The organism is Pseudomonas sp. LBUM1673 (assembly GCF_059695645.1).
Genome location: NZ_CP166780.1, coordinates 1,102,962 through 1,120,458 on the forward strand (window position 1 = coordinate 1,102,962; position 17,497 = coordinate 1,120,458).

General features: G+C 59.0%; 16 protein-coding genes. 9 read left to right on the forward strand and 7 right to left on the reverse strand.

Going from position 1 to position 17,497, the window contains the following annotated elements:
* Positions 1 to 327: 327 nt before the first annotated feature.
* Genes ACA044_RS04880 through ACA044_RS04895 form a run of 4 tightly spaced genes read left to right on the forward strand, consistent with a single transcriptional unit; the run spans position 328 to position 2,832 of the window.
* Positions 328 to 1,665 carry a hypothetical protein gene (locus ACA044_RS04880; protein ID WP_497445388.1) on the forward strand — a complete coding sequence of 446 codons (1,338 nt, stop codon included), beginning with the start codon at positions 328 to 330 and terminating at the stop codon, positions 1,663 to 1,665.
* Positions 1,665 to 2,042 carry a hypothetical protein gene (locus tag ACA044_RS04885; protein ID WP_497445389.1) on the forward strand — a complete coding sequence of 126 codons (378 nt, stop codon included), beginning with the start codon at positions 1,665 to 1,667 and terminating at the stop codon, positions 2,040 to 2,042. The genes ACA044_RS04880 and ACA044_RS04885 overlap by 1 nt, the downstream gene beginning before the upstream one ends.
* Positions 2,015 to 2,449 carry a hypothetical protein gene (locus ACA044_RS04890; RefSeq protein ID WP_497445390.1) on the forward strand — a complete coding sequence of 145 codons (435 nt, stop codon included), beginning with the start codon at positions 2,015 to 2,017 and terminating at the stop codon, positions 2,447 to 2,449. The genes ACA044_RS04885 and ACA044_RS04890 overlap by 28 nt, the downstream gene beginning before the upstream one ends.
* On the forward strand, positions 2,446 to 2,832 hold the full coding sequence (locus ACA044_RS04895) for a hypothetical protein (RefSeq protein WP_497445391.1): 387 nt from the start codon (positions 2,446 to 2,448) through the stop codon (positions 2,830 to 2,832). The genes ACA044_RS04890 and ACA044_RS04895 overlap by 4 nt, the downstream gene beginning before the upstream one ends.
* A 17-nt stretch (positions 2,833 to 2,849) precedes the next feature.
* On the opposite strand, the gene ACA044_RS04900 is transcribed toward ACA044_RS04895, so the two are convergent.
* A complete protein-coding gene (locus tag ACA044_RS04900; protein ID WP_447788420.1) occupies positions 2,850 to 3,818 on the reverse strand; it encodes a LysR family transcriptional regulator in 969 nt (322 codons plus the stop codon).
* Positions 3,819 to 4,013: 195 nt separating this feature from the next.
* Between ACA044_RS04900 and ACA044_RS04905 the strand changes: the two genes are divergently transcribed.
* The 4 genes from ACA044_RS04905 (at position 4,014) to ACA044_RS04920 (ending at position 8,908) form a co-directional block, all read left to right on the forward strand.
* Positions 4,014 to 5,513, forward strand: coding sequence for an efflux transporter outer membrane subunit (locus ACA044_RS04905; protein ID WP_497445392.1), 1,500 nt, complete (start codon positions 4,014 to 4,016; stop codon positions 5,511 to 5,513).
* A 139-nt stretch (positions 5,514 to 5,652) separates the two neighbouring features.
* On the forward strand, positions 5,653 to 7,845 hold the full coding sequence (locus ACA044_RS04910) for an FUSC family protein (protein ID WP_497445393.1): 2,193 nt from the start codon (positions 5,653 to 5,655) through the stop codon (positions 7,843 to 7,845).
* Positions 7,835 to 8,035, forward strand: coding sequence for a DUF1656 domain-containing protein (locus ACA044_RS04915; protein ID WP_322220720.1), 201 nt, complete (start codon positions 7,835 to 7,837; stop codon positions 8,033 to 8,035). The genes ACA044_RS04910 and ACA044_RS04915 overlap by 11 nt, the downstream gene beginning before the upstream one ends.
* Before the next feature lie 24 nt (positions 8,036 to 8,059).
* Complete coding sequence (locus ACA044_RS04920) at positions 8,060 to 8,908, forward strand: efflux RND transporter periplasmic adaptor subunit (RefSeq protein WP_497445394.1); 849 nt, start codon at positions 8,060 to 8,062, stop codon at positions 8,906 to 8,908.
* Positions 8,909 to 9,036: 128 nt separating this feature from the next.
* Here the strand turns inward: ACA044_RS04920 and ACA044_RS04925 are convergent, their stop codons facing one another.
* The 3 genes from ACA044_RS04925 to ACA044_RS04935 form a co-directional block, all read right to left on the reverse strand.
* The gene (locus tag ACA044_RS04925) at positions 9,037 to 9,435 is read right to left on the reverse strand and encodes a DUF4440 domain-containing protein (RefSeq protein ID WP_497447165.1); all 399 of its coding nucleotides are present in this window, start codon (positions 9,433 to 9,435) and stop codon (positions 9,037 to 9,039) included.
* Positions 9,436 to 9,597: 162 nt separating this feature from the next.
* Positions 9,598 to 10,422 (reverse strand): SDR family oxidoreductase, encoded by an 825-nt coding sequence (locus ACA044_RS04930; RefSeq protein ID WP_497445395.1) that lies wholly within the window; start codon positions 10,420 to 10,422, stop codon positions 9,598 to 9,600.
* Positions 10,423 to 10,450: 28 nt separating this feature from the next.
* Positions 10,451 to 10,915 (reverse strand): multidrug transporter, encoded by a 465-nt coding sequence (locus ACA044_RS04935; RefSeq protein ID WP_497445396.1) that lies wholly within the window; start codon positions 10,913 to 10,915, stop codon positions 10,451 to 10,453.
* A gap of 178 nt (positions 10,916 to 11,093) precedes the next feature.
* Here ACA044_RS04935 and ACA044_RS04940 point away from each other — a divergent pair, with 178 nt between their 5' ends.
* Positions 11,094 to 13,877, forward strand: coding sequence for an RHS repeat-associated core domain-containing protein (locus ACA044_RS04940; protein WP_497447166.1), 2,784 nt, complete (start codon positions 11,094 to 11,096; stop codon positions 13,875 to 13,877).
* Positions 13,878 to 13,970: 93 nt separating this feature from the next.
* Here the strand turns inward: ACA044_RS04940 and ACA044_RS04945 are convergent, their stop codons facing one another.
* From ACA044_RS04945 to ACA044_RS04955, 3 genes are all read right to left on the reverse strand, one after another.
* On the reverse strand, positions 13,971 to 15,422 hold the full coding sequence (locus ACA044_RS04945) for a mannose-1-phosphate guanylyltransferase/mannose-6-phosphate isomerase (protein WP_497445397.1): 1,452 nt from the start codon (positions 15,420 to 15,422) through the stop codon (positions 13,971 to 13,973).
* A 213-nt stretch (positions 15,423 to 15,635) separates the two neighbouring features.
* Positions 15,636 to 16,301 carry an alginate O-acetyltransferase AlgF gene (locus tag ACA044_RS04950; protein WP_497445398.1) on the reverse strand — a complete coding sequence of 222 codons (666 nt, stop codon included), beginning with the start codon at positions 16,299 to 16,301 and terminating at the stop codon, positions 15,636 to 15,638.
* Between the two features lie 15 nt (positions 16,302 to 16,316).
* Positions 16,317 to 17,492: an alginate O-acetyltransferase gene (locus tag ACA044_RS04955; protein WP_497445399.1), complete on the reverse strand. Its 1,176-nt coding sequence runs from the start codon at positions 17,490 to 17,492 to the stop codon at positions 16,317 to 16,319.
* Positions 17,493 to 17,497: the final 5 nt, after the last annotated feature.

Here is a 17,497-nt window from a genome sequence, read left to right on the forward strand (position 1 = left end):
TTAATCTTCGGGTTTTCCAGACCCGGTCGCTGAATTGCCAGCGACCCACAAAGCCTACCCATTTCCCTTCCGACCCAACAACCGACAGAACTCGTCGGAAACATCCTCAAAATTCACCCCGTCTGTAGGATCTGCCGAAGGCTGCGATCTTTTGATCTTTACGTCATTGATAGCGGCGGAAGATTAAAAGATCGGAGCCTTCGGCAGCACCCATAGTGCCGCCATTAAAAAACTCGGACTTCCCCTACACGCAAAGTCGAATCGCCCGGCATCCCCCCTTGAGCCCACTCCCCAAAGTCCCAGGTTTTCAAGGAACGGGACACGAGCGTGACCAGACTCATCCCCCAGAACCAACTCGCCGGCCAGCGTGGCCAGGTGCTAGACAGTCATCAGGCGGCCACCGACCTGCGCCAGGCGCTGAGCTACCCCGACGACCTGCAAGGCTTCGACGATCTGCTAAGCGCGATCGGCGCCAACCGCTCCAACTACATGCAAGCCGCCAACCAGCAAAAACTTATCAACGCCGTGAGCAACGGCGACTGGGTGATGGTCACGCCACGAATCGATCCCGATAACGGCGGCGCTTCATGGAACGCCTTCAAACCCAAACCCGAACCACCACCGGCGCAACATCTGGTCGAAGAACACACCTTCGCCCTGCCCAAACCGGCTGAGTCCGGCTTCCACATCATCCAACGCCCCATGACCCTCGAAGCGCTGGAACGCTCGCTGTACGAAAAACCGCCAAGCGACGCATTGCGCCGCGAATTCCGCTCGCTCAATCGCCATCTAGGTGAGCGGGTGAAACCGGGGCAAATGGTGATTTTCAGCGACTCACGGCATTACATGTGCCGTCGCGAAGAAGCGCAAATGATGATCGCGGCGGAGAAGGTGAACGACGCGCTGAAGGACTTGAGCGATGAAGAAGCGGCATTTCTGGTCGAGCATCATGACGTGATCGAACCGTTTCTGGGCGTTGCCTCGGGGTCGTTGGGGGTCACATCTTTCATGGTTGGCCAGCACCTGGAAACACTAAAAGACACCTTAAAGGAACTTGAGCGGTTACATACGGAGCAATACCGCCAGTATGGCCACCTGAAATCCCCCGATTTTTTTGCAAAGCGAAAGCGACTCATGACGAAACTGGATGCGGGCTTGGGGCCTTTGGTTCGCAAGGCCACAGGCATCCCGGATCATCCCAAACTTAAACGTGCGTTGGGGCTTTCTACGCGTCGAACAGTTCATCATTGGAACAAGGCCGGTGCACCCAGCCAGTTGCCCGGCTATGCCACCCATATTGATGGCGTGGCGCGAGCCTCTAAGTACATAAAAGCAGGTGGTTATGTGGCGATTGGTTTGGGCGCAAGCTCGGCGGCGATGAAAGTTTACGAGACATGTCGCGTCGGCCGCGAAGAGGAATGTCGCGAGGTCAAATTTTTGGAGGGTGGGAAGCTGCTGGGGAATGTAGCTGGAGGAGCCGTAGCGGGTGCAATTGGAGCGACAGTCGCTGAGGGCACTTGTTTAGCTATTGGCGCAGGGACTTATGGATTGGGCGGGATGGTTTGCCTGCTGGTTGTAAGCGCAATATTGGCGGCGCAAATGGGAGACAGTGGCGGTCATACCGGTGAATACATCGGCGAGAAGCTGTATGAGGTTATTAAGTAATGTCGCTTGACCAGATCATTGGCTTGTCCGGTATTCCGCTTTTTGCGCTATTTTTTCTGAACTACGGATTTTTGGCGTATGTAGCGACCTACAAACTCAAAGAGATACAAAGTCATTTTCAACACTCCAGCTTCGTCAAGTTTCACCGTGGTGACGCCAATACACCGCTCATCTTCAGGACCGGAAATTTGTTGTTGATATGGTCGCTTTTGGTAATCAGGCCCTTTTGCAAATTGGACCCAGTCACAATCGAGGAAGTAAAACATTTTCCTAAGCACTTGCGGCCTTGGGTCATTGTCCCGGGCCATATCAATGCTTTTTGCCTCGTATGGGGATTTGGCATTGTGGTTTGGATCAATATGAAGGGTTACCTGTGATTTCTCCCTATCTTGATCCCATTCCGCTCACTTTATGGATGCTTGTTGGAGGGCTGATGCTCCTCAGCCAAACCATCATTTTGTTTGCCGCCTACTTCAAGCTCGATCAGATTGAAGATCACTTCATCGCGTCTCACCTAGTGAGTATCAATCGAAACATTGCGGGCAATGGCCCGCTTGGACGGATGAACAGACTCAGATTGATAGGTGCATTAACGGGTAATTTCGATCAGCATCAGATGCTGGACCCGTATGCTTTTATGGAAGCTGAAATCTTGCCGGCGAGCTTAAAGAAATGGGTGGAAATCCCCACAAACCTTATGCGGATTACGCTGGTCGGCGCGGGGGGACTCGTGCTTTGGTACGGTTTCGTGTCTTTGTGCATAACAATTGCTCTAGCCCAATGAGCGATCTGAAATTGTTCTGGATTGCCACTTTGGTGGGCTGTATTGCCCTGATGTTTATGTTTCTACTGCTGCGTGTATACATCAGTTTTCTCAGACTTGAAGAAGTCGAATCTCACCTCAATGAGTCCTACTTCGTAGGTCGCAATCGTCGTGTCATGGGGGATGGTTTTTATGGTCGCTATTATCGCTTGGCTCACATCTCGACCATGCTCTTTCAGGACGATGTCTTTCTGTCGAGAAGCGACCCATACGCTATGGATGACATCAAGCGCTTCCCCTTGTGCCTGCGACGATTGGTTGTGATTCCCGACCAGATTTTTTCCTATTCATTCGTTGGCTTTTGCGTGTTTTGGTGCGGAAAAGTCTTCGGACTGCTTACCTGACCCGCAGTCCACACACCTCAATTCGCCAGCCGAGCCCCACCCAAACTCCCACTCAACTCATACGCCGCCAATTCCGCCTGATGCGCCGCCAAAATCTCCGGCAACGACCCGCGCAAGTACTCGACCCACGTCTTGATCTTTGCATCCAGGTACTGCCGCGACGGGTAGATCGCATACAGATTCAGTTCCTGCGAGCGGTAGTTCGGCATCACCCGCACCAGCGTGCCGTTACGCAGCCCTTCAATCGCCGCATACACCGGCAACACCCCAACCCCCATGCCACTGGTGATCGCGGTTTTCATCGCGTCAGCGGAGTTCACCAAAAACGGTGAGCTGTTGATGGTGACCATTTCCTGGCCTTCCGGGCCGTCGAAGGTCCATTTTTCCAATGGGATCACCGGGCTCACCAGGCGCAGGCAGGCGTGGTTGAGCAGGTCGCTGGGTTTGTGCGCGCAGCCGTTGGCTTTTACATAGGCGGGCGATGCGCAAACGATGCTGTAGGTGATGCCCAGGCGCTGGGAGACGAAGCCGGAATCCGGCAATTCACTGGCGAGCACGATGGACACGTCGTAGCCCTCGTCGAGCAAATCCGGCACGCGGTTGGCCATGGTCAGGTCGAAGGTCACGTCCGGGTGAGTTTTGCGGTAGCGGGCGATGGCGTCGATCACGAAGTGCTGACCGATGCCGGTCATGGTGTGCACCTTGAGTTGCCCGGCCGGGCGCGCGTGGGCGTCGCTGGCCTCGGCTTCGGCTTCTTCGACATAGGCCAGGATCTGCTCGCAGCGCAATAAGTAGCGCTTGCCGGCTTCGGTCAGGGCGATGCGGCGGGTGGTGCGGTTGAGCAAACGGGTTTGCAGGTGGGCTTCCAGGTTGGAGACCGCGCGCGAGACGTTGGCCGTGGTGGTGTCGAGTTGCACGGCGGCGGCGGTGAAGCTGCCGGCCTCGGCCACGTAACTGAAGGCGCGCATGTTTTGCAAAGTGTCCATGGGGTGCTCTCTTGGCGAATGGCAAATTGTGACACGAAGTTTCTGATTTTTTACAGGCGACTAAAGATGGACCCAGGGATTATCTCGTTAACGGTAACAAAGATTCACAGGAATCCCGGCTTATCGCCAACAAGGCCCACCCCTAGAATTGCGCCGCTCCTACAGGATCCCTCCCTATTTCAGGAAATCGCAGCAGTGCCGCGTCGCATCAACAGAGCGCTCAAGACGCTCAGTGTTTTGGCTTTAACCCTAGCAATCAGCGGCTGCATCGCAACCGCTGGTATTGCCCCACAAGGCAAGGCACTGGAGGCTAATTCACTGGCCACCGACGAAGCTATTCAGAGCGCCGCTCGGGACGCTCACTGGCCCACCGCCCAATGGTGGAAAGCCTACGGCGACCCGCAACTGAATCGCTGGATCGACCTCGCCCTGCAAGGCAGCCCGAGCATGGCCATGGCCGCCGCGCGCGTGCGTCAGGCCCGGTCCATGGCCGGCATTGCCGAGGCCGCCGAGTCGTTGCAGATCAATGGCCAATCCACCCTCAAGCGCCACAACTGGCCCACCGATCAGTTCTATGGCCCCGGCGAGTTGGCCAACACCACCACTTGGGACAACAACGCCGCGCTGGGTTTGAGCTATACCCTCGACCTTTGGGGTCGCGAAAGCAACGCCACCGAGCGTGCCGTGGACATGGCCCACATGAGCGCCGCCGAAGCGCGGCAGGCCCAGCTTGAATTGCAGAACAACATCGTGCGCGCCTACATCGAACTCTCGTTGCATTACGCGCAACTGGACATCGTCGCCGCGACCTTGAAGCAGCAACAGCAAATTCTCGATCTGGCGCAAAAACGTCTGGGCGGTGGCATCGGCACCCATTTCGAAGTCAGCCAGGCCGAAACGCCGCTACCGGAAACCCATCGCCAACTCGATGCGCTGGATGAGGAAATCGCCCTTAGCCGCAATCAGCTCGCCGCGCTTGCAGGCTTTGGGCCGGGGGAGGGTGCGCAATTGCAACGGCCGACGCTGGCGTTGGGCACGGCGCTGAAGTTGCCGTCGTCGCTGCCGGCGCAGCTGCTCGGTCAACGCCCGGACGTGGTTGCCGGTCGCTGGCAAGTGGCGGCGCAGGCGCGGGGTATCGATGTCGCCCACGCCTGCTTCTACCCCAACGTCGATCTGGTCGGCAGCCTCGGCTACATGGCCACTGGCGGCGGTGCTCTGGAGTTTTTTTCTGGCAAGAAGCTCAACTACAGCGTCGGCCCGGCGATCTCGCTGCCGATCTTCGACGGCGGCCGCTTGCGTTCGGAGTTGGGCGAAGCCTCGGCCGGTTACGACATCGCCGTGGCCAGGTACAACCAGACGCTGGTCAACGCACTGAAGAATATCTCCGACCAGTTGATTCGCCGCCAGTCGATGGACAAGCAACAGGCCTTCACCGCCGAGTCGGTGGCCACGGCGCAGAAGACCTACGACATCGCGATGATCGCCTACCAACGTGGGCTCACCGATTACCTCAACGTGCTCAATGCGCAGACCTTGTTGTTCAAGCAGCAACAAGTGCAGCAGCAGGTTCAGGCCGCACGGTTGAGCGCTCATGCGCAATTGGTGACTGCTTTGGGCGGAGGCCTCGGCGCTGGCAACGACGTCCCGAATGCCGAGAAAACCCAGCCCCCGAAAACCCCGGTTCTTTTGCGTTGAATACAAAACCTGTGGGAGCGAGCCTGCTCGCGATAGCGGTGTGTCAGTCGACATCAATGTTGAATGTGAAATCGCCATCGCGAGCAGGCTCGCTCCCACAGGTTCCGCGACCTGACTGAATTTCATTGAGCAAAATTCCATGACTCCCTTGCCCGCACCCTTGCGCTGGCTATATTCCCTTGAATGGCGCCGGGGTTTTTTCGACTGGGCACGCAGCGACGGCGTGACCTGGGTCTACATTTTCAAGGTGCTGTTCGCGGCGTTCCTGACCTTGTGGCTGGCCATGCGCCTTGAGTTGCCGCAACCGCGCACGGCGATGATCACGGTGTTCATCGTCATGCAGCCGCAAAGCGGCCAGGTGTTCGCCAAGAGTTTCTATCGCTTGCTCGGCACCTTGGCCGGCTCGACGGTGATGGTTGCGTTGATTGCCTTGTTCGCGCAGAACACCGAACTGTTCCTCGGCTCGCTGGCGATCTGGGTTGGCCTCTGTTCGGCCGGCGCGGCGCGTTATCGCAACTTCCGTGCCTACGGATTTGTGCTCGCCGGTTACACGGCGGCGATGATCGGACTACCTGCCCTGGCCCACCCGGACGGCGCATTCATGGCGGCAGTCTGGCGCGTGTTGGAAATCTCCCTGGGGATTCTCTGCTCGACGCTGGTGAGCGCCGCGATCCTGCCGCAAACCGCCAGCGCCGCAATGCGTAATGCGCTGTATCAGCGCTTCAGCGTGTTTGCCTTGTTCGTCACCGATGGCTTGCGCGGTCGCAGTCAGCGCGAGGCGTTTGAAGCGGGCAACGTGCGCTTCATTGCCGAGGCCGTGGGCTTGGAAGGGCTGCGCAGCGTGACGGTGTTCGAAGACCCGCACATGCGTCGACGCAACGGGCGGCTCAGTCGCTTGAACAGCGAATTCATGGGCGTTACCACGCGCTTCAATGCGCTGCATCAGTTGCTCGAACGCTTGCGCAGCAGCGGCACCGATCACGTTGTCGCGGCGATCAAACCGGGATTGCAGGACCTGGCCGAAGTGCTCGACGGCTTCAGCGGTCGCGCCTTGACCAGCCCCGACGCTGCACGCCTGGCCACCGCGTTGGCGACCTATAAGGAAAACTTGCCGGCGCGGGTCCGCAGCCTGCGGGCGACCTTTCAGGAAAGTGATCCGAGCGACGCCGAGCAGCTGGATTTTCATACCGCCTACGAGCTGCTTTATCGCTTCGTCGACGACCTGCACAGTTATGCACAGACCCATGCGTCCCTGGCCGATCACCGCCACGAACGGGAGCGTTGGGACGAGCCTTTCACCCCGCAAACCAACTGGCTGGCCTCGGCGGCGTCGGGCATTCGCGCAGCGTTCATTCTCGTGGTTCTCGGCAGTTATTGGGTGGCCACCGCGTGGCCGAGTGGGGCGACCATGACCTTGATCGCTGCCGCCACCGTAGGCCTTAGCGCGGCGACACCGAACCCCAAGCGCATGGCTATTCAGATGGCCTACGGGACGTTGCTCGGGGCGCTGATCGGTTTCGTCGAGATGTTTTTCATCTTCCCCTGGATCGACGGTTTTCCGTTGCTTTGCGTGATGCTGGCGCCGGTGATCGTGCTCGGCTCGTTCCTGACCTCACGGCCGCAATACGCCGGGGTCGGCCTGGGGTTGCTGATTTTCTTCAGCACCGGTTCAGTGCCGGACAACCTCACGGTCTACAACCCTTACGCCTTCGTCAACGACTACATCGCCATGATCATGGGCATGCTGGTGTGCGCGGCGGCCGGGGCGATCATTCTGCCGCCCAACAGCCGCTGGTTGTGGCGGCGCCTGGAGCAGGATTTGCGCGGGCAAGTGGTGTACGCCATCAGCGGCAAACTCAAGGGCCTGGCGTCGAGTTTCGAAAGCCGCACGCGGGACTTGCTGCATCAGGCCTACGGTCTCGCAGCGGGACAGCCGCAGGTGCAACGGGACTTGCTGCGCTGGATGTTGGTGGTGCTGGAAGTCGGCCACGCGATCATCGAGTTACGCAAGGAACAGGCGATTTTGCCAGTGCACCCGGCGTACGCCGAATCACAACCGTGGCGCGAGTCAATTCGGGTGATGGGGCGTTCGTTGGTGCGACTGTTTCTGCAACCGAGCCAGAGCAATCTGGAACGTGCTCTGGTCGCGGTCGACCACGCGATCAGCCACGTGCAGGCCACCGACGAGCCCTTCGCGCCGCACTTCGACACCTCTGCATTGCGCCGGGTGAAAAGCTACCTGCACTTCATCCGTACCTCGTTGCTGGACCCGCAATCGCCACTGGCCACTTATGCCGTCGCCAAGCCTCAAGGACTTGCCCATGCCTCGTGAAATCGCCTTCCACGGCGTGTACATGCCCACCATGACCCTGATGTTTTTCATTGCGGCGGCGCTGGCCTGGGCCCTTGACCGGTTCTTGTCCGGATTCGATCTGTACCGCTTCTTCTGGCACCCGGCGCTGCTGCGCCTGAGTCTGTTTATCTGTCTGTTCGGCGCTTTGGCGCTGACTGTCTACCGTTGACTCACTACCACTGAGAATGCCCTGATGAAAAAGCTTTTCAGCCTGCTCGCGACCCTGCTGGTGTTGGCCCTTGCCCTGTGGATCGGCCGGACGCTGTGGGTGCATTACATGAACACCCCCTGGACCCGCGACGGCCGCGTGCGCGCGGACATCATCAATGTCGCCGCCGACGTCACCGGTGAGGTCGTGGACGTGCCGGTGCGCGACAATCAGTTGGTGAAAAAGGGCGACCTGCTGATGCGCATCGACCCCGAGCACTATCGCATCGCGGTGAAACAGGCGCAGAACCTGGTCGCATCGCGCAAGGCCACGTGGGAGATGCGCAAGGTCAACGCCCATCGCCGCGCCGACCTCGACAACCTGGTGATCTCCAGGGAAAACCGCGACGACGCCACGAACATCGCCGACTCGGCCCTGGCCGACTATCAACACGCCCAGGCACAACTGGAAGCGGCTGAACTGAACCTCAAACGCACCGAAGTGCGCGCGGCAGTGGACGGCTACGTGACCAACCTCAACGTGCATCGCGGCGACTACGCGCGCATCGGCGAAGCGAAAATGGCGGTGGTCGACATGAATTCGTTCTGGGTTTATGGCTTCTTCGAAGAAACCAAACTGCCCCGTGTGCACGTGGGGGATAAAGCCGACATGCAATTGATGAGCGGCGAAGTGCTCAAGGGGCATGTGGAAAGCATTTCTCGGGGCATCTATGACCGCGACAACCCGGAAAGCCGCGAGCTGATCGCCGACGTGAACCCGACCTTCAACTGGGTGCGCCTGGCGCAGCGAGTACCGGTGCGGATTCACATTGATGAAGTGCCGGAGGGAGTGTTGTTGGCGGCGGGGATTACTTGCACGGTGGTTGTTAACTAACCGTTAGACCGAGTCGCGCCCATCGCGAGCAGGCTCGCTCCCACATTGACCGAGGTCGGACGCTGATTCGGTGAACGACGCAAGTCCCCTGTAGGAGCGAGCCTGCTCGCGATGGGAGCGACTCAGGTTCACTCCTTGCAAAACGTCTCATGCAAATGCCGCCAAATCACCTTGCCATCGGCCTGTTTCTCAAACACCACCGAGGATCGCCGATCAGAATGCAGCCCTGTCGCATCAGTCTGCTGCTCGCGGTAACTCACCACTGCGCCACCGCCATACAGCGCGACACCTCGCAACTCGCTGAGATCAATCCTGAACCCGAGTTTCTTCCCGCCCGCCAGCAGAAACAATTCATTCAACGCCTCGAAATCCAGCACCCGGCCCAACGGCGAGACCATGGAAAACTGCGGCGAAAAACGCGTCAGCAATTGCTCAAGCTCGGACTCGTCTCGCTCCTCGGCCAACCATTGCTCGATGGCTATGTGGGCCTGGATCACTTCGTCAAAGTATTCGGTGTAGTCGATCATGGGACGTTCGGTCACTTATGGATATCAGAAAAGTTTCGGAATTTTCGGTGATTGTGCCGACGCGTTCGCGGGCAAGCCTCGCTCCTACAGGTCGTGCGCTAATTTTGAGATGGCGTTCATCCTGTAGGAGCGAGGCTTGCCCGCGAACGCGTCGACCCGGTATCAGAGCTGCCCGCGCAACCCGAACCGCTTCATCAACCCCGACTCCAGCAACCCCTTGGGCAGCAATCCCGCCATCAACGGCAACGCCCGGCTACCGTTACCCAAACGCACCAGACGCGGCGGTTTGCTCTGCTGCACAGCCTTGAGCAAACCGGCGGCAAACTCGCTGGCCGGCGTCGGTTTGTCCTGAGACGCTTTGGCCCGTGCCCGAATGCCTTCACGCAGCGGCCACCACGGCGATTGTTCGGTGATCAGTTGCTCAGCCTCATGGCCGGCATTCTTGGCGAAGCTGGACGCGATGGCCCCCGGCTGAACTTCCATGACTCGCACGCCGAACGGCGCCAGTTCCATGCGCAAGGCATCGCTCAAGGCATGCACCGCGGCTTTCGAGGCGCAGTAGGCGCCGGCAAACGGCGTGACCAGAACCCCGGAAACACTGCCGATGTTCACCACCAGGCCCCTGGCGCGGCGCAGCACCGGGAACATCGCGCGAGTGACGCCGACAATCGCGAACACGTTGGTTTCGAACTGGCGCTGCATGGCCGGCACACCGCCGTCGAGCAATGGCCCCATGGCGCCATAACCGGCATTGTTGATCAGCACATCGAGGCCGCCGAGTTGCTGATTGATCCGCTCGCTCAGCTGTTCGAGGGCCGGGCCATCGTTAACGTCCAGTTGCACGGCGGTGAAGCCGGCGGCAGTCAGGGCCGTCACGTCTTCAGCTTTGCGGGCGCTGGCCCAGACTTCGTAACCGGCACTTTTGAAGGCATCGGCGAGGGCGCGGCCAATTCCGCTGGAACAACCGGTAATCAATGCAACGGGCATGGCGCGGTCCTTGTGCAAAAAAGTGGGATCAGTCGGAGAAACTACCCTGCAAACGCTCGGCGCGAAACTCCAGGGTTTGTGGGCGGTAGCCAGGGCGTAGCGGTGGCAGCGGCAAACAGTCTTCCCAACTGGCGCCGGCCTGCAGTTCACCGGGGCCGCGATAACGTGGTGCGGCGTATTGATTATCGGCCAGATTGACCGTGTCGCCCGGCGCATAAGCGGCGACGCGCCAGCGCAGTTCAGTCAGCGGCACGTCGTTGCCGTTGTTCATGGTCAGCTGCAACGGCCGGTCTGCCGGACAATGTTCTGGCGCGTAGGTAATGCGCAACTCAAGGCGTGCCAGTTGCTTGACCTCGCGGTTGTCCGACCAGATCACCCAGGTCGCCAGCAGACCCAACCCGACGGCGGCGGCCATGGACACCGGCAGGGCCTTGGCCGGATAGCGCAGCAGCAAGATCAGCCAGGTGATGACCAGCAGGACGCCGATGAACATGTTTGAACGCTCCTTGAACTCATGACCACCATCCTACCGAAGGGGCACGGGAATGGACATTCGGCGAGCAAGGGATTGTACCGCTGGTCGGTACTGTAATTTCTGACAGTAGCCAGCCATGCGCTCGAAACGTTAGAAGACATTGGACAACAGGGCAGTTATTCGATGGACGGTGGAAATGGGAATACATCACAAGACACCCACACTGACGGTCGTCGATCCGCGTGGCTTGTCGATCCGTTCGGTTGATTATTGGCGCACCGTCGAAAACCTGCCCACCGAGGCCCGCATTAACCGCACTGTTCACGATGGCGCAGGGCGTGCGGTGAAACAGTGGGATCCGCGATTGTGGGCGCTGCAAGTGGGCGATCCCCTGGCCACTCCCAATCTGACCACGGTGTACTCGCTGTCCGGGAGCGCGCTGCGCACGGACAGCGTTGATGCTGGAACGCAGATCAACCTGCATGGCTTGGCCGACGAAGTGTTGTTGGGCCGGGACAGCCGCGAAACCCGTCGCGAGGTTGAATATGACGATTTGCTGCGGCCAGTGGCGGTGTTGGAGCAGGGCGCTGCGCAACCGCGTCGCTGTGTCGAACGCTTTGCCTATGGCTGCCCTGGCCAGGGCAATCAGGACCGTAACCAGTACGGCCAACTGATTCGTCACGATGATCCAGCGGGCAGTGTGCTGTTTGATGCGTTTGCGATCAGCGGTCAATGTGTTGAAAACACCCGCCACTTTACGTTGGACCCGGTGTCCCCGGATTGGCCACCACTGGAAACTGATCGCCAGCACTTGCTTGAGTCCGGTTTGGGCGCGACATCCGCCTGGCGGTTCGGCCCACTGGGTGATGTGTTGGAACAGACCGACGCCAAGGGCAATCGTCAGGTCTTCAGTCTGACCCGTGATGGTCAGTTGCGTGAAACCCGTCTGCGACTCCATGGACTGACCACCTGGCAAACGTTGGTCAGCGATATCCAGTACAGCGCGCAGGGGCAGATCGAGCACGAAACGACGGGCAACGCAGTGCAAACAACCTTCGTTTATCGTCCCGAAGATGGTCTGTTGATGGAACGTCGGGCACAGGATGCCGGCGCCCGAATGTTGCAGCATCTGATTTACGACTATGACCGGATAGGCAACGTGTTGAGCATCGAGGACAAGGCGCTGCCGGTGCGCTACTTCGCCAACCAGCGCATCGATCCGATCAGTCGCTTCTGCTACGACAGCCTTTACCAGTTAATCGAGGCCTCTGGTTGGGAGGCGGGTGGTCCCAATCAAGGGCCAGAGTCGGTTGGTCGCGCCGATCCGGCGGCAGTCAGCAACTACCGCCAGACCTACTGCTATGACGAGGGTGGCAATCTGCTGAAGTTGACCCACGTCGGCGCGCAAAAACACGGACACAATTTGAAAGCCGCCAGCTACAGTAATCGCTGCCTACCCTGGCGCAACGGCGTGCCGCCCACCGAAGAAGAAATCGCTGCGGCGTTCGACGCCAGGGGCAATTTGCTGGAGTTGGATCAGGGTCGGCTCTTGACGTGGAATCTGCGTAATCAGTTGCATTCGGTCAGCCCGGTGGAACGTGCCTCCGGGCGCAATGACCGGGAGTCGTACGTCTACGATGGCGGTGGCCAGCGGGTACGTAAAATTCGCTCATTGCAGACCAACGCCCGAACCGTGGTCGCTGACGTGCGTTACTTGCCGGGGCTGGAGCTGCGCACCGATACCGGCACCGGCGAGGTACTACAGGTGATCACCGCCCAGGCCGGACTCAATAGCGTTCGGGTGTTGCACTGGGAGAGTCTCCCGCCTTCGGGCACAAACGACCAATATCGATATGGCTGCACCGATCATTTGGGCTCGATCAGCCTGGAGCTGGCTGCTGATGCACGGATCATCAGCCGGGAAATTTTTTATCCGTTTGGCGAGACGGCGTATCTGGCCGGGGATGATGTGATCGAGGTCAGTTACAAAACCGTTCGCTACTCGGGCAAGGAGCGGGATGCGACGGGGATTTATTACTATGGATACCGCTATTACATCCCGTGGTTGCAGCGGTGGGTGAATCCGGATCCGGCGGGGGCTATCGATGGTCTTAATCTGTACCGGATGGTGCGGAACGACCCGATCGGGCTAGTCGATGAAAACGGGCTTAACCCGGATAACAAGGAAAAGGGTGGTGTAGTTTCAAAACTGAAAGGACTTTTTTCTGAAAACAATGTTTCCGAGACCCCGGCATCTGCACGTCCCCCTGTTCCGCCGAGGCCAGTAGCAGGCCCATCTGCTGCTCCCCGTCCACCCGTGCCCGGGGTGCGGATGACGATAGCTGCGCCAGTGAAAGAGGTCGCCCCCAAGCTACCACCGAAGCCGCAAGTTGCATTATTCACTGAACCTCTGCCGACAAGGCCACTCCCTTCATACGCGACCGGTTCAATGGTTGTCGGCTCGCACTCATTGTCGATTGGTCAACGCGGGGGGGTTGTGGTCATGAGGGCAGATGATCGTTCACCCGATCAAATCCGTGCCGCAGGTGGTTTTTATCCCAAGGACAACCGGGGGGGAGAAATCAAGCAGGAATTCAGGCACGCAGTAGTGTCCAAAGGGATGAATACCGTCGCCAACGAACATGTGAGGAGTCCTGTTCCTAGATACGTATCCACGGGCATGGATGAAGACTCTGGCGGATTTGGTGACACCAGGAATTATCTGTATCGGATGGAAATTCCTGACCTTAAAGAACGGGATATCAATGCGCAAACGATGGGGCTCGGATCGCCTTTCAAATTCACTCCGAAAGGAAGGCTGGATGCGAGGGTGTTGATGAGTGGCGACACCCTGGATCAATCCCTATTCGTTGTGATGATTCCACCCACGACTGTGGAAATGACGTTCATTACTCCGATTCCGAGTGCCTACATCGTCGCTTACAGGCCGGCGAAGAGCAATCAATGGATACCTTTTTAACCATGATGACCCAGATGTAAAAAGCCCCCACCCAACCCACTGCGGATAGGGAACGCAGCGGGCTGGACGGGGGCTTTTTGTTTTACCGGGCAATCACTGCGCGATGGTTTTCACCGACACGCCGCGTTCGATCGGGGTGGAGCGACCGTAGATATCTTCAAACCGCTCGATATCGTCTTCGCCCAGGTAGCTGCCCGATTGCACTTCGATGATCTCGAGGGGAATCTTGCCCGGGTTGCGCAGACGGTGAACCGAGGCGATCGGGATGTAGGTCGACTGGTTTTCAGTGAGCAGGAACACGTTTTCGTCGCAGGTCACTTCGGCGGTGCCGCTGACCACGATCCAGTGTTCGGCGCGGTGGTGGTGCATTTGCAGCGACAGGCAGGCGCCCGGCTTGACCGAGATGCGCTTGACCTGGAAGCGGCCGCCCATGTCGACCGAGTCGTAGGAGCCCCACGGACGATAGACTTCGCAGTGGGTCTGGGTTTCGCTGCGGCCCTGTTCGTTGAGGGTGTTGACCATCTGTTTGACGCCTTGGACCTTGTCCTTGTGGGCGATCATCATGGCGTCCTTGGTTTCGACGACCACGATGTTTTCCAGGCCGATCACCGACACCAGTTTGCCGTTGCCGTGGATCATGCAGTTTTTGCTGTCCTGGATGACCACATCGCCCTTGGTGACGTTACCGTTGGCGTCTTTTGCATTGACTTCCCACAGCGACGACCAGCAACCGACATCGCTCCAGCCTGCGGTCAGCGGTACTACGCAGGCGCGCTGGGTTTTTTCCATCACCGAATAGTCGATGGAATTGTCCGGGCAGCAGGCGAAGGTGGCGGCGTCGATGTCGACGGTATCGGCATCCTGCGCGCTGCGTTCCAGCGTCAGTACGCAGGTGTCGTAGATGTCCGGATCGTGTTTTTTCAGTTCTTCGAGGAAACGGCTGGCGCGGAACAGGAACATGCCGCTGTTCCAGAAGTAACCACCGGACTGGACGAACTCGGTGGCGCGTTTCACGTCGGGTTTTTCGACGAAGTGCGAGACGCGGCTGACGCCTTCCGGCAGCAGGGCATCGTTGGTGGATTTGATGTAGCCGTAACCGGTTTCCGGTTTGGTCGCCGGCACGCCGAACAGCACCATCTCGCCACGCTCGGCCGCTACGGTGGCCAGGGCCAGGGCACGTTGCAGGGCTTTCTGGTCTTCCAGCACGTGGTCGGCCGGCAGCACCAGCATCAACTCGTCGCGACCTTCATTGACCAGCATCATCGCGGTCAGGGCCACTGCTGGCGAGGTGTTGCGGCCGAAGGGCTCCATCAGCACGCGCTGCACGTCCAGGTTGCGGGCGCCCAACTGCTCGTTGACGATGAAACGGTGTTCCTTGTTACACACCACGATCGGGGTGTCCATGCCTTCGAACACCAGGCGTTCCAGGGTTTGCTGGAACAGCGTTTGTTCGCCGGTCAGGGCGAGGAATTGCTTGGGGAATTGCTTACGCGAAAGCGGCCAAAGACGTGAGCCGCTACCACCTGACAAGATCACCGGAATCATGTTGTTACTCCTTGAATATCGTATGGGTCAGAGCTACTGCGTTCTGTCGTTTCACTCTTGTTCTTGTTCCGTGTCCCGACTGACTCCTCAGTTCATTGTGGGAGCGAGCCTGCTCGCGAAGGCGGCGTATCAGTCGACATCAATGCTGAATGTCAGACCGTAATCGCGAGCAGGCTCGCTCCCACAGGGGGATGCGTCAGTCAGGAAAATTAATCAGCGTGTCGAAACCGGGCGTTTCACCCACACTGGCGACAGGCTGCTGCCTTTGCCGGTGACGTACAGCACCGCGGCTTCGCCTCGTTCCAGGGCAACCGGTTTCACGTCGCCGACTTTGGTGGCGCCGTCGTACAGTGCCAGGCTGACTTTCACCGGGTTGATTTCACGCTCGCCACGGCCCTTGGCCGCCACGGACGGGACCACTTCGGTCTTGCCGTCGGCGGTTTTCAGGGTCAGGGCCTTGTCGCTGAGGTTCTGTACGCGAACCAGGGATTTCTGCTTGTTCTTGAACGGCGGCTCTTCGATCAGTTGTGGCGCGCCGCTGGCGTTGTTGACCAGTGTGTAATAGTGGTCGCCGGCCAATTTCACCGGCAGGGTCTGGCTGCCGACCTTGGCGCTGTAGTCGCCGCCTGGCATGAAGCTGAAATCGGTGCTGGACAGCGGCGCGACTTCGCTCAGGTTGGTGGTGCCAACGGTGGCGCTGACTTCGGCGTTACCAGCGTTGTAGACACGTACGAAGCTGGAGCCTTTTGGTGCGGTCGGGCCGTAGAGCGCGGCGTCACCGGCGAAGGCCTGCATGGACAGAACGCTCATGCCAGCGACGAGGGCAACTGCTTTTAAGGAGCGAGCGGCGAGACGGCGAGGAGTAGTAGTGAAAGTCATGGTAGTACCTCTCTTTCAGTTTTGCGCCCGGTCGGGCGTCTCGGATTTAGTGTTTGCAGCTACGTTTTGTTGGCGTGCGCCGGCTTGTTTAAGCTCTGCGACCCACTGCGGGTCGGCGTCACCGATTTCGTTGTTCACAGGCAGATATCGTTCAGGGAACTCCCAGATCAGCACTTGTGGCGGGCTGTTCTTGAAAGCATCGCTTTTCAGGTAGCTGAGCATCGGCAGAATCGGGCCATGGCCGTCTTCGGCGTAATTGACCACGTCGCTGTGCAGTGCTTCTTTCAGCGCACCGACGAAGTTCCAGTTCGGGTTGGCGCTGTAGCTGGTGCCAATCAGGGCCACTGGCACTTCTGTGTTGGCGAACAGGGCGTCGTCACCGGCAGCCTGATCCTGGGTAGCCACGGTGTTGCGCTTTTGCAAAGGCTCTTGCGCCGGCATCAGGTTTTCGAACAGCGGGTCCAGCGGCAGGAACAACCGCAGGTCACCCTTGTGCGTTACCTTCTCCGCAGGTTCGGTGACGAAGTTTTGCGGTTCGCCGCTGAGCGGAGCCTTGTCGGCAATGGTTTTGGCCAGGGTCTCGGCAGCGATTTGCGCGCCTTCCGGGGTCCAGTGGGTGTCGGTGCGCAGGAACACTTGCTGACCGTTTTGCTTGCCCCTTTGCAGCGGGCCGAGCAGGTCGGGAGCGAGGATCTTGGTGGCCGCCACACGAGCGTGGAAGTCCTGATAGAGGTTGGCGTGGATACTCGCCGGCTTCACTTCACCTAGGTGTTCCGGGTACAGGCGAGTCTTGGCCGGCACGATCGCCATCACCAGTTTCACGCCTTTCTCTTTCAGTTCCTGGCGCACGCCTTCGACCAGCGCGTAGTTGCCTTGCAGGTTCAACTCTTCGTTGACGATCGGGTGAAACTCTTCATCGCTGTAGAGCCACTGATCGCGACCGAGCACCACGCCCGGACGACCTTCGTTGAACAGTTTGAAGTCCAGTGCGGCCCAAATATTGGTGCCCAGGCGCTTGATCGGGAACTCGTCGTCGTAATGCGTCTCGACGGCTTTGCTCCAGCGACCGTTGAGCACGGTGGCATCGGCGTTGGTACTGAAGCCGAAGAAGCTGCGTACCGACCACACGCCCAGGACCAGCAAGGTCACCAGGAACAGGGCGATGTAGAAGATGCGTAATGAGCGGGTCATGGTCA

What these genes read in the sequence shown, in the direction of transcription:
- ACA044_RS04950 (WP_497445398.1), bottom strand. Translation starts at nt 16,301, where the DNA reads ATGACTTTCACTACTACTCCTCGCCGTCTCGCCGCTCGCTCCTTAAAA.
- ACA044_RS04940 (WP_497447166.1), top strand. Translation starts at nt 11,094, where the DNA reads ATGGGAATACATCACAAGACACCCACACTGACGGTCGTCGATCCGCGT.
- ACA044_RS04920 (WP_497445394.1), top strand. Translation starts at nt 8,060, where the DNA reads ATGAAAAAGCTTTTCAGCCTGCTCGCGACCCTGCTGGTGTTGGCCCTT.
- ACA044_RS04885 (WP_497445389.1), top strand. Translation starts at nt 1,665, where the DNA reads ATGTCGCTTGACCAGATCATTGGCTTGTCCGGTATTCCGCTTTTTGCG.
- ACA044_RS04895 (WP_497445391.1), top strand. Translation starts at nt 2,446, where the DNA reads ATGAGCGATCTGAAATTGTTCTGGATTGCCACTTTGGTGGGCTGTATT.
- ACA044_RS04955 (WP_497445399.1), bottom strand. Translation starts at nt 17,492, where the DNA reads ATGACCCGCTCATTACGCATCTTCTACATCGCCCTGTTCCTGGTGACC.
- ACA044_RS04935 (WP_497445396.1), bottom strand. Translation starts at nt 10,915, where the DNA reads ATGTTCATCGGCGTCCTGCTGGTCATCACCTGGCTGATCTTGCTGCTG.
- ACA044_RS04945 (WP_497445397.1), bottom strand. Translation starts at nt 15,422, where the DNA reads ATGATTCCGGTGATCTTGTCAGGTGGTAGCGGCTCACGTCTTTGGCCG.
- ACA044_RS04910 (WP_497445393.1), top strand. Translation starts at nt 5,653, where the DNA reads ATGACTCCCTTGCCCGCACCCTTGCGCTGGCTATATTCCCTTGAATGG.
- ACA044_RS04930 (WP_497445395.1), bottom strand. Translation starts at nt 10,422, where the DNA reads ATGCCCGTTGCATTGATTACCGGTTGTTCCAGCGGAATTGGCCGCGCC.
- ACA044_RS04925 (WP_497447165.1), bottom strand. Translation starts at nt 9,435, where the DNA reads ATGATCGACTACACCGAATACTTTGACGAAGTGATCCAGGCCCACATA.
- ACA044_RS04900 (WP_447788420.1), bottom strand. Translation starts at nt 3,818, where the DNA reads ATGGACACTTTGCAAAACATGCGCGCCTTCAGTTACGTGGCCGAGGCC.
- ACA044_RS04915 (WP_322220720.1), top strand. Translation starts at nt 7,835, where the DNA reads ATGCCTCGTGAAATCGCCTTCCACGGCGTGTACATGCCCACCATGACC.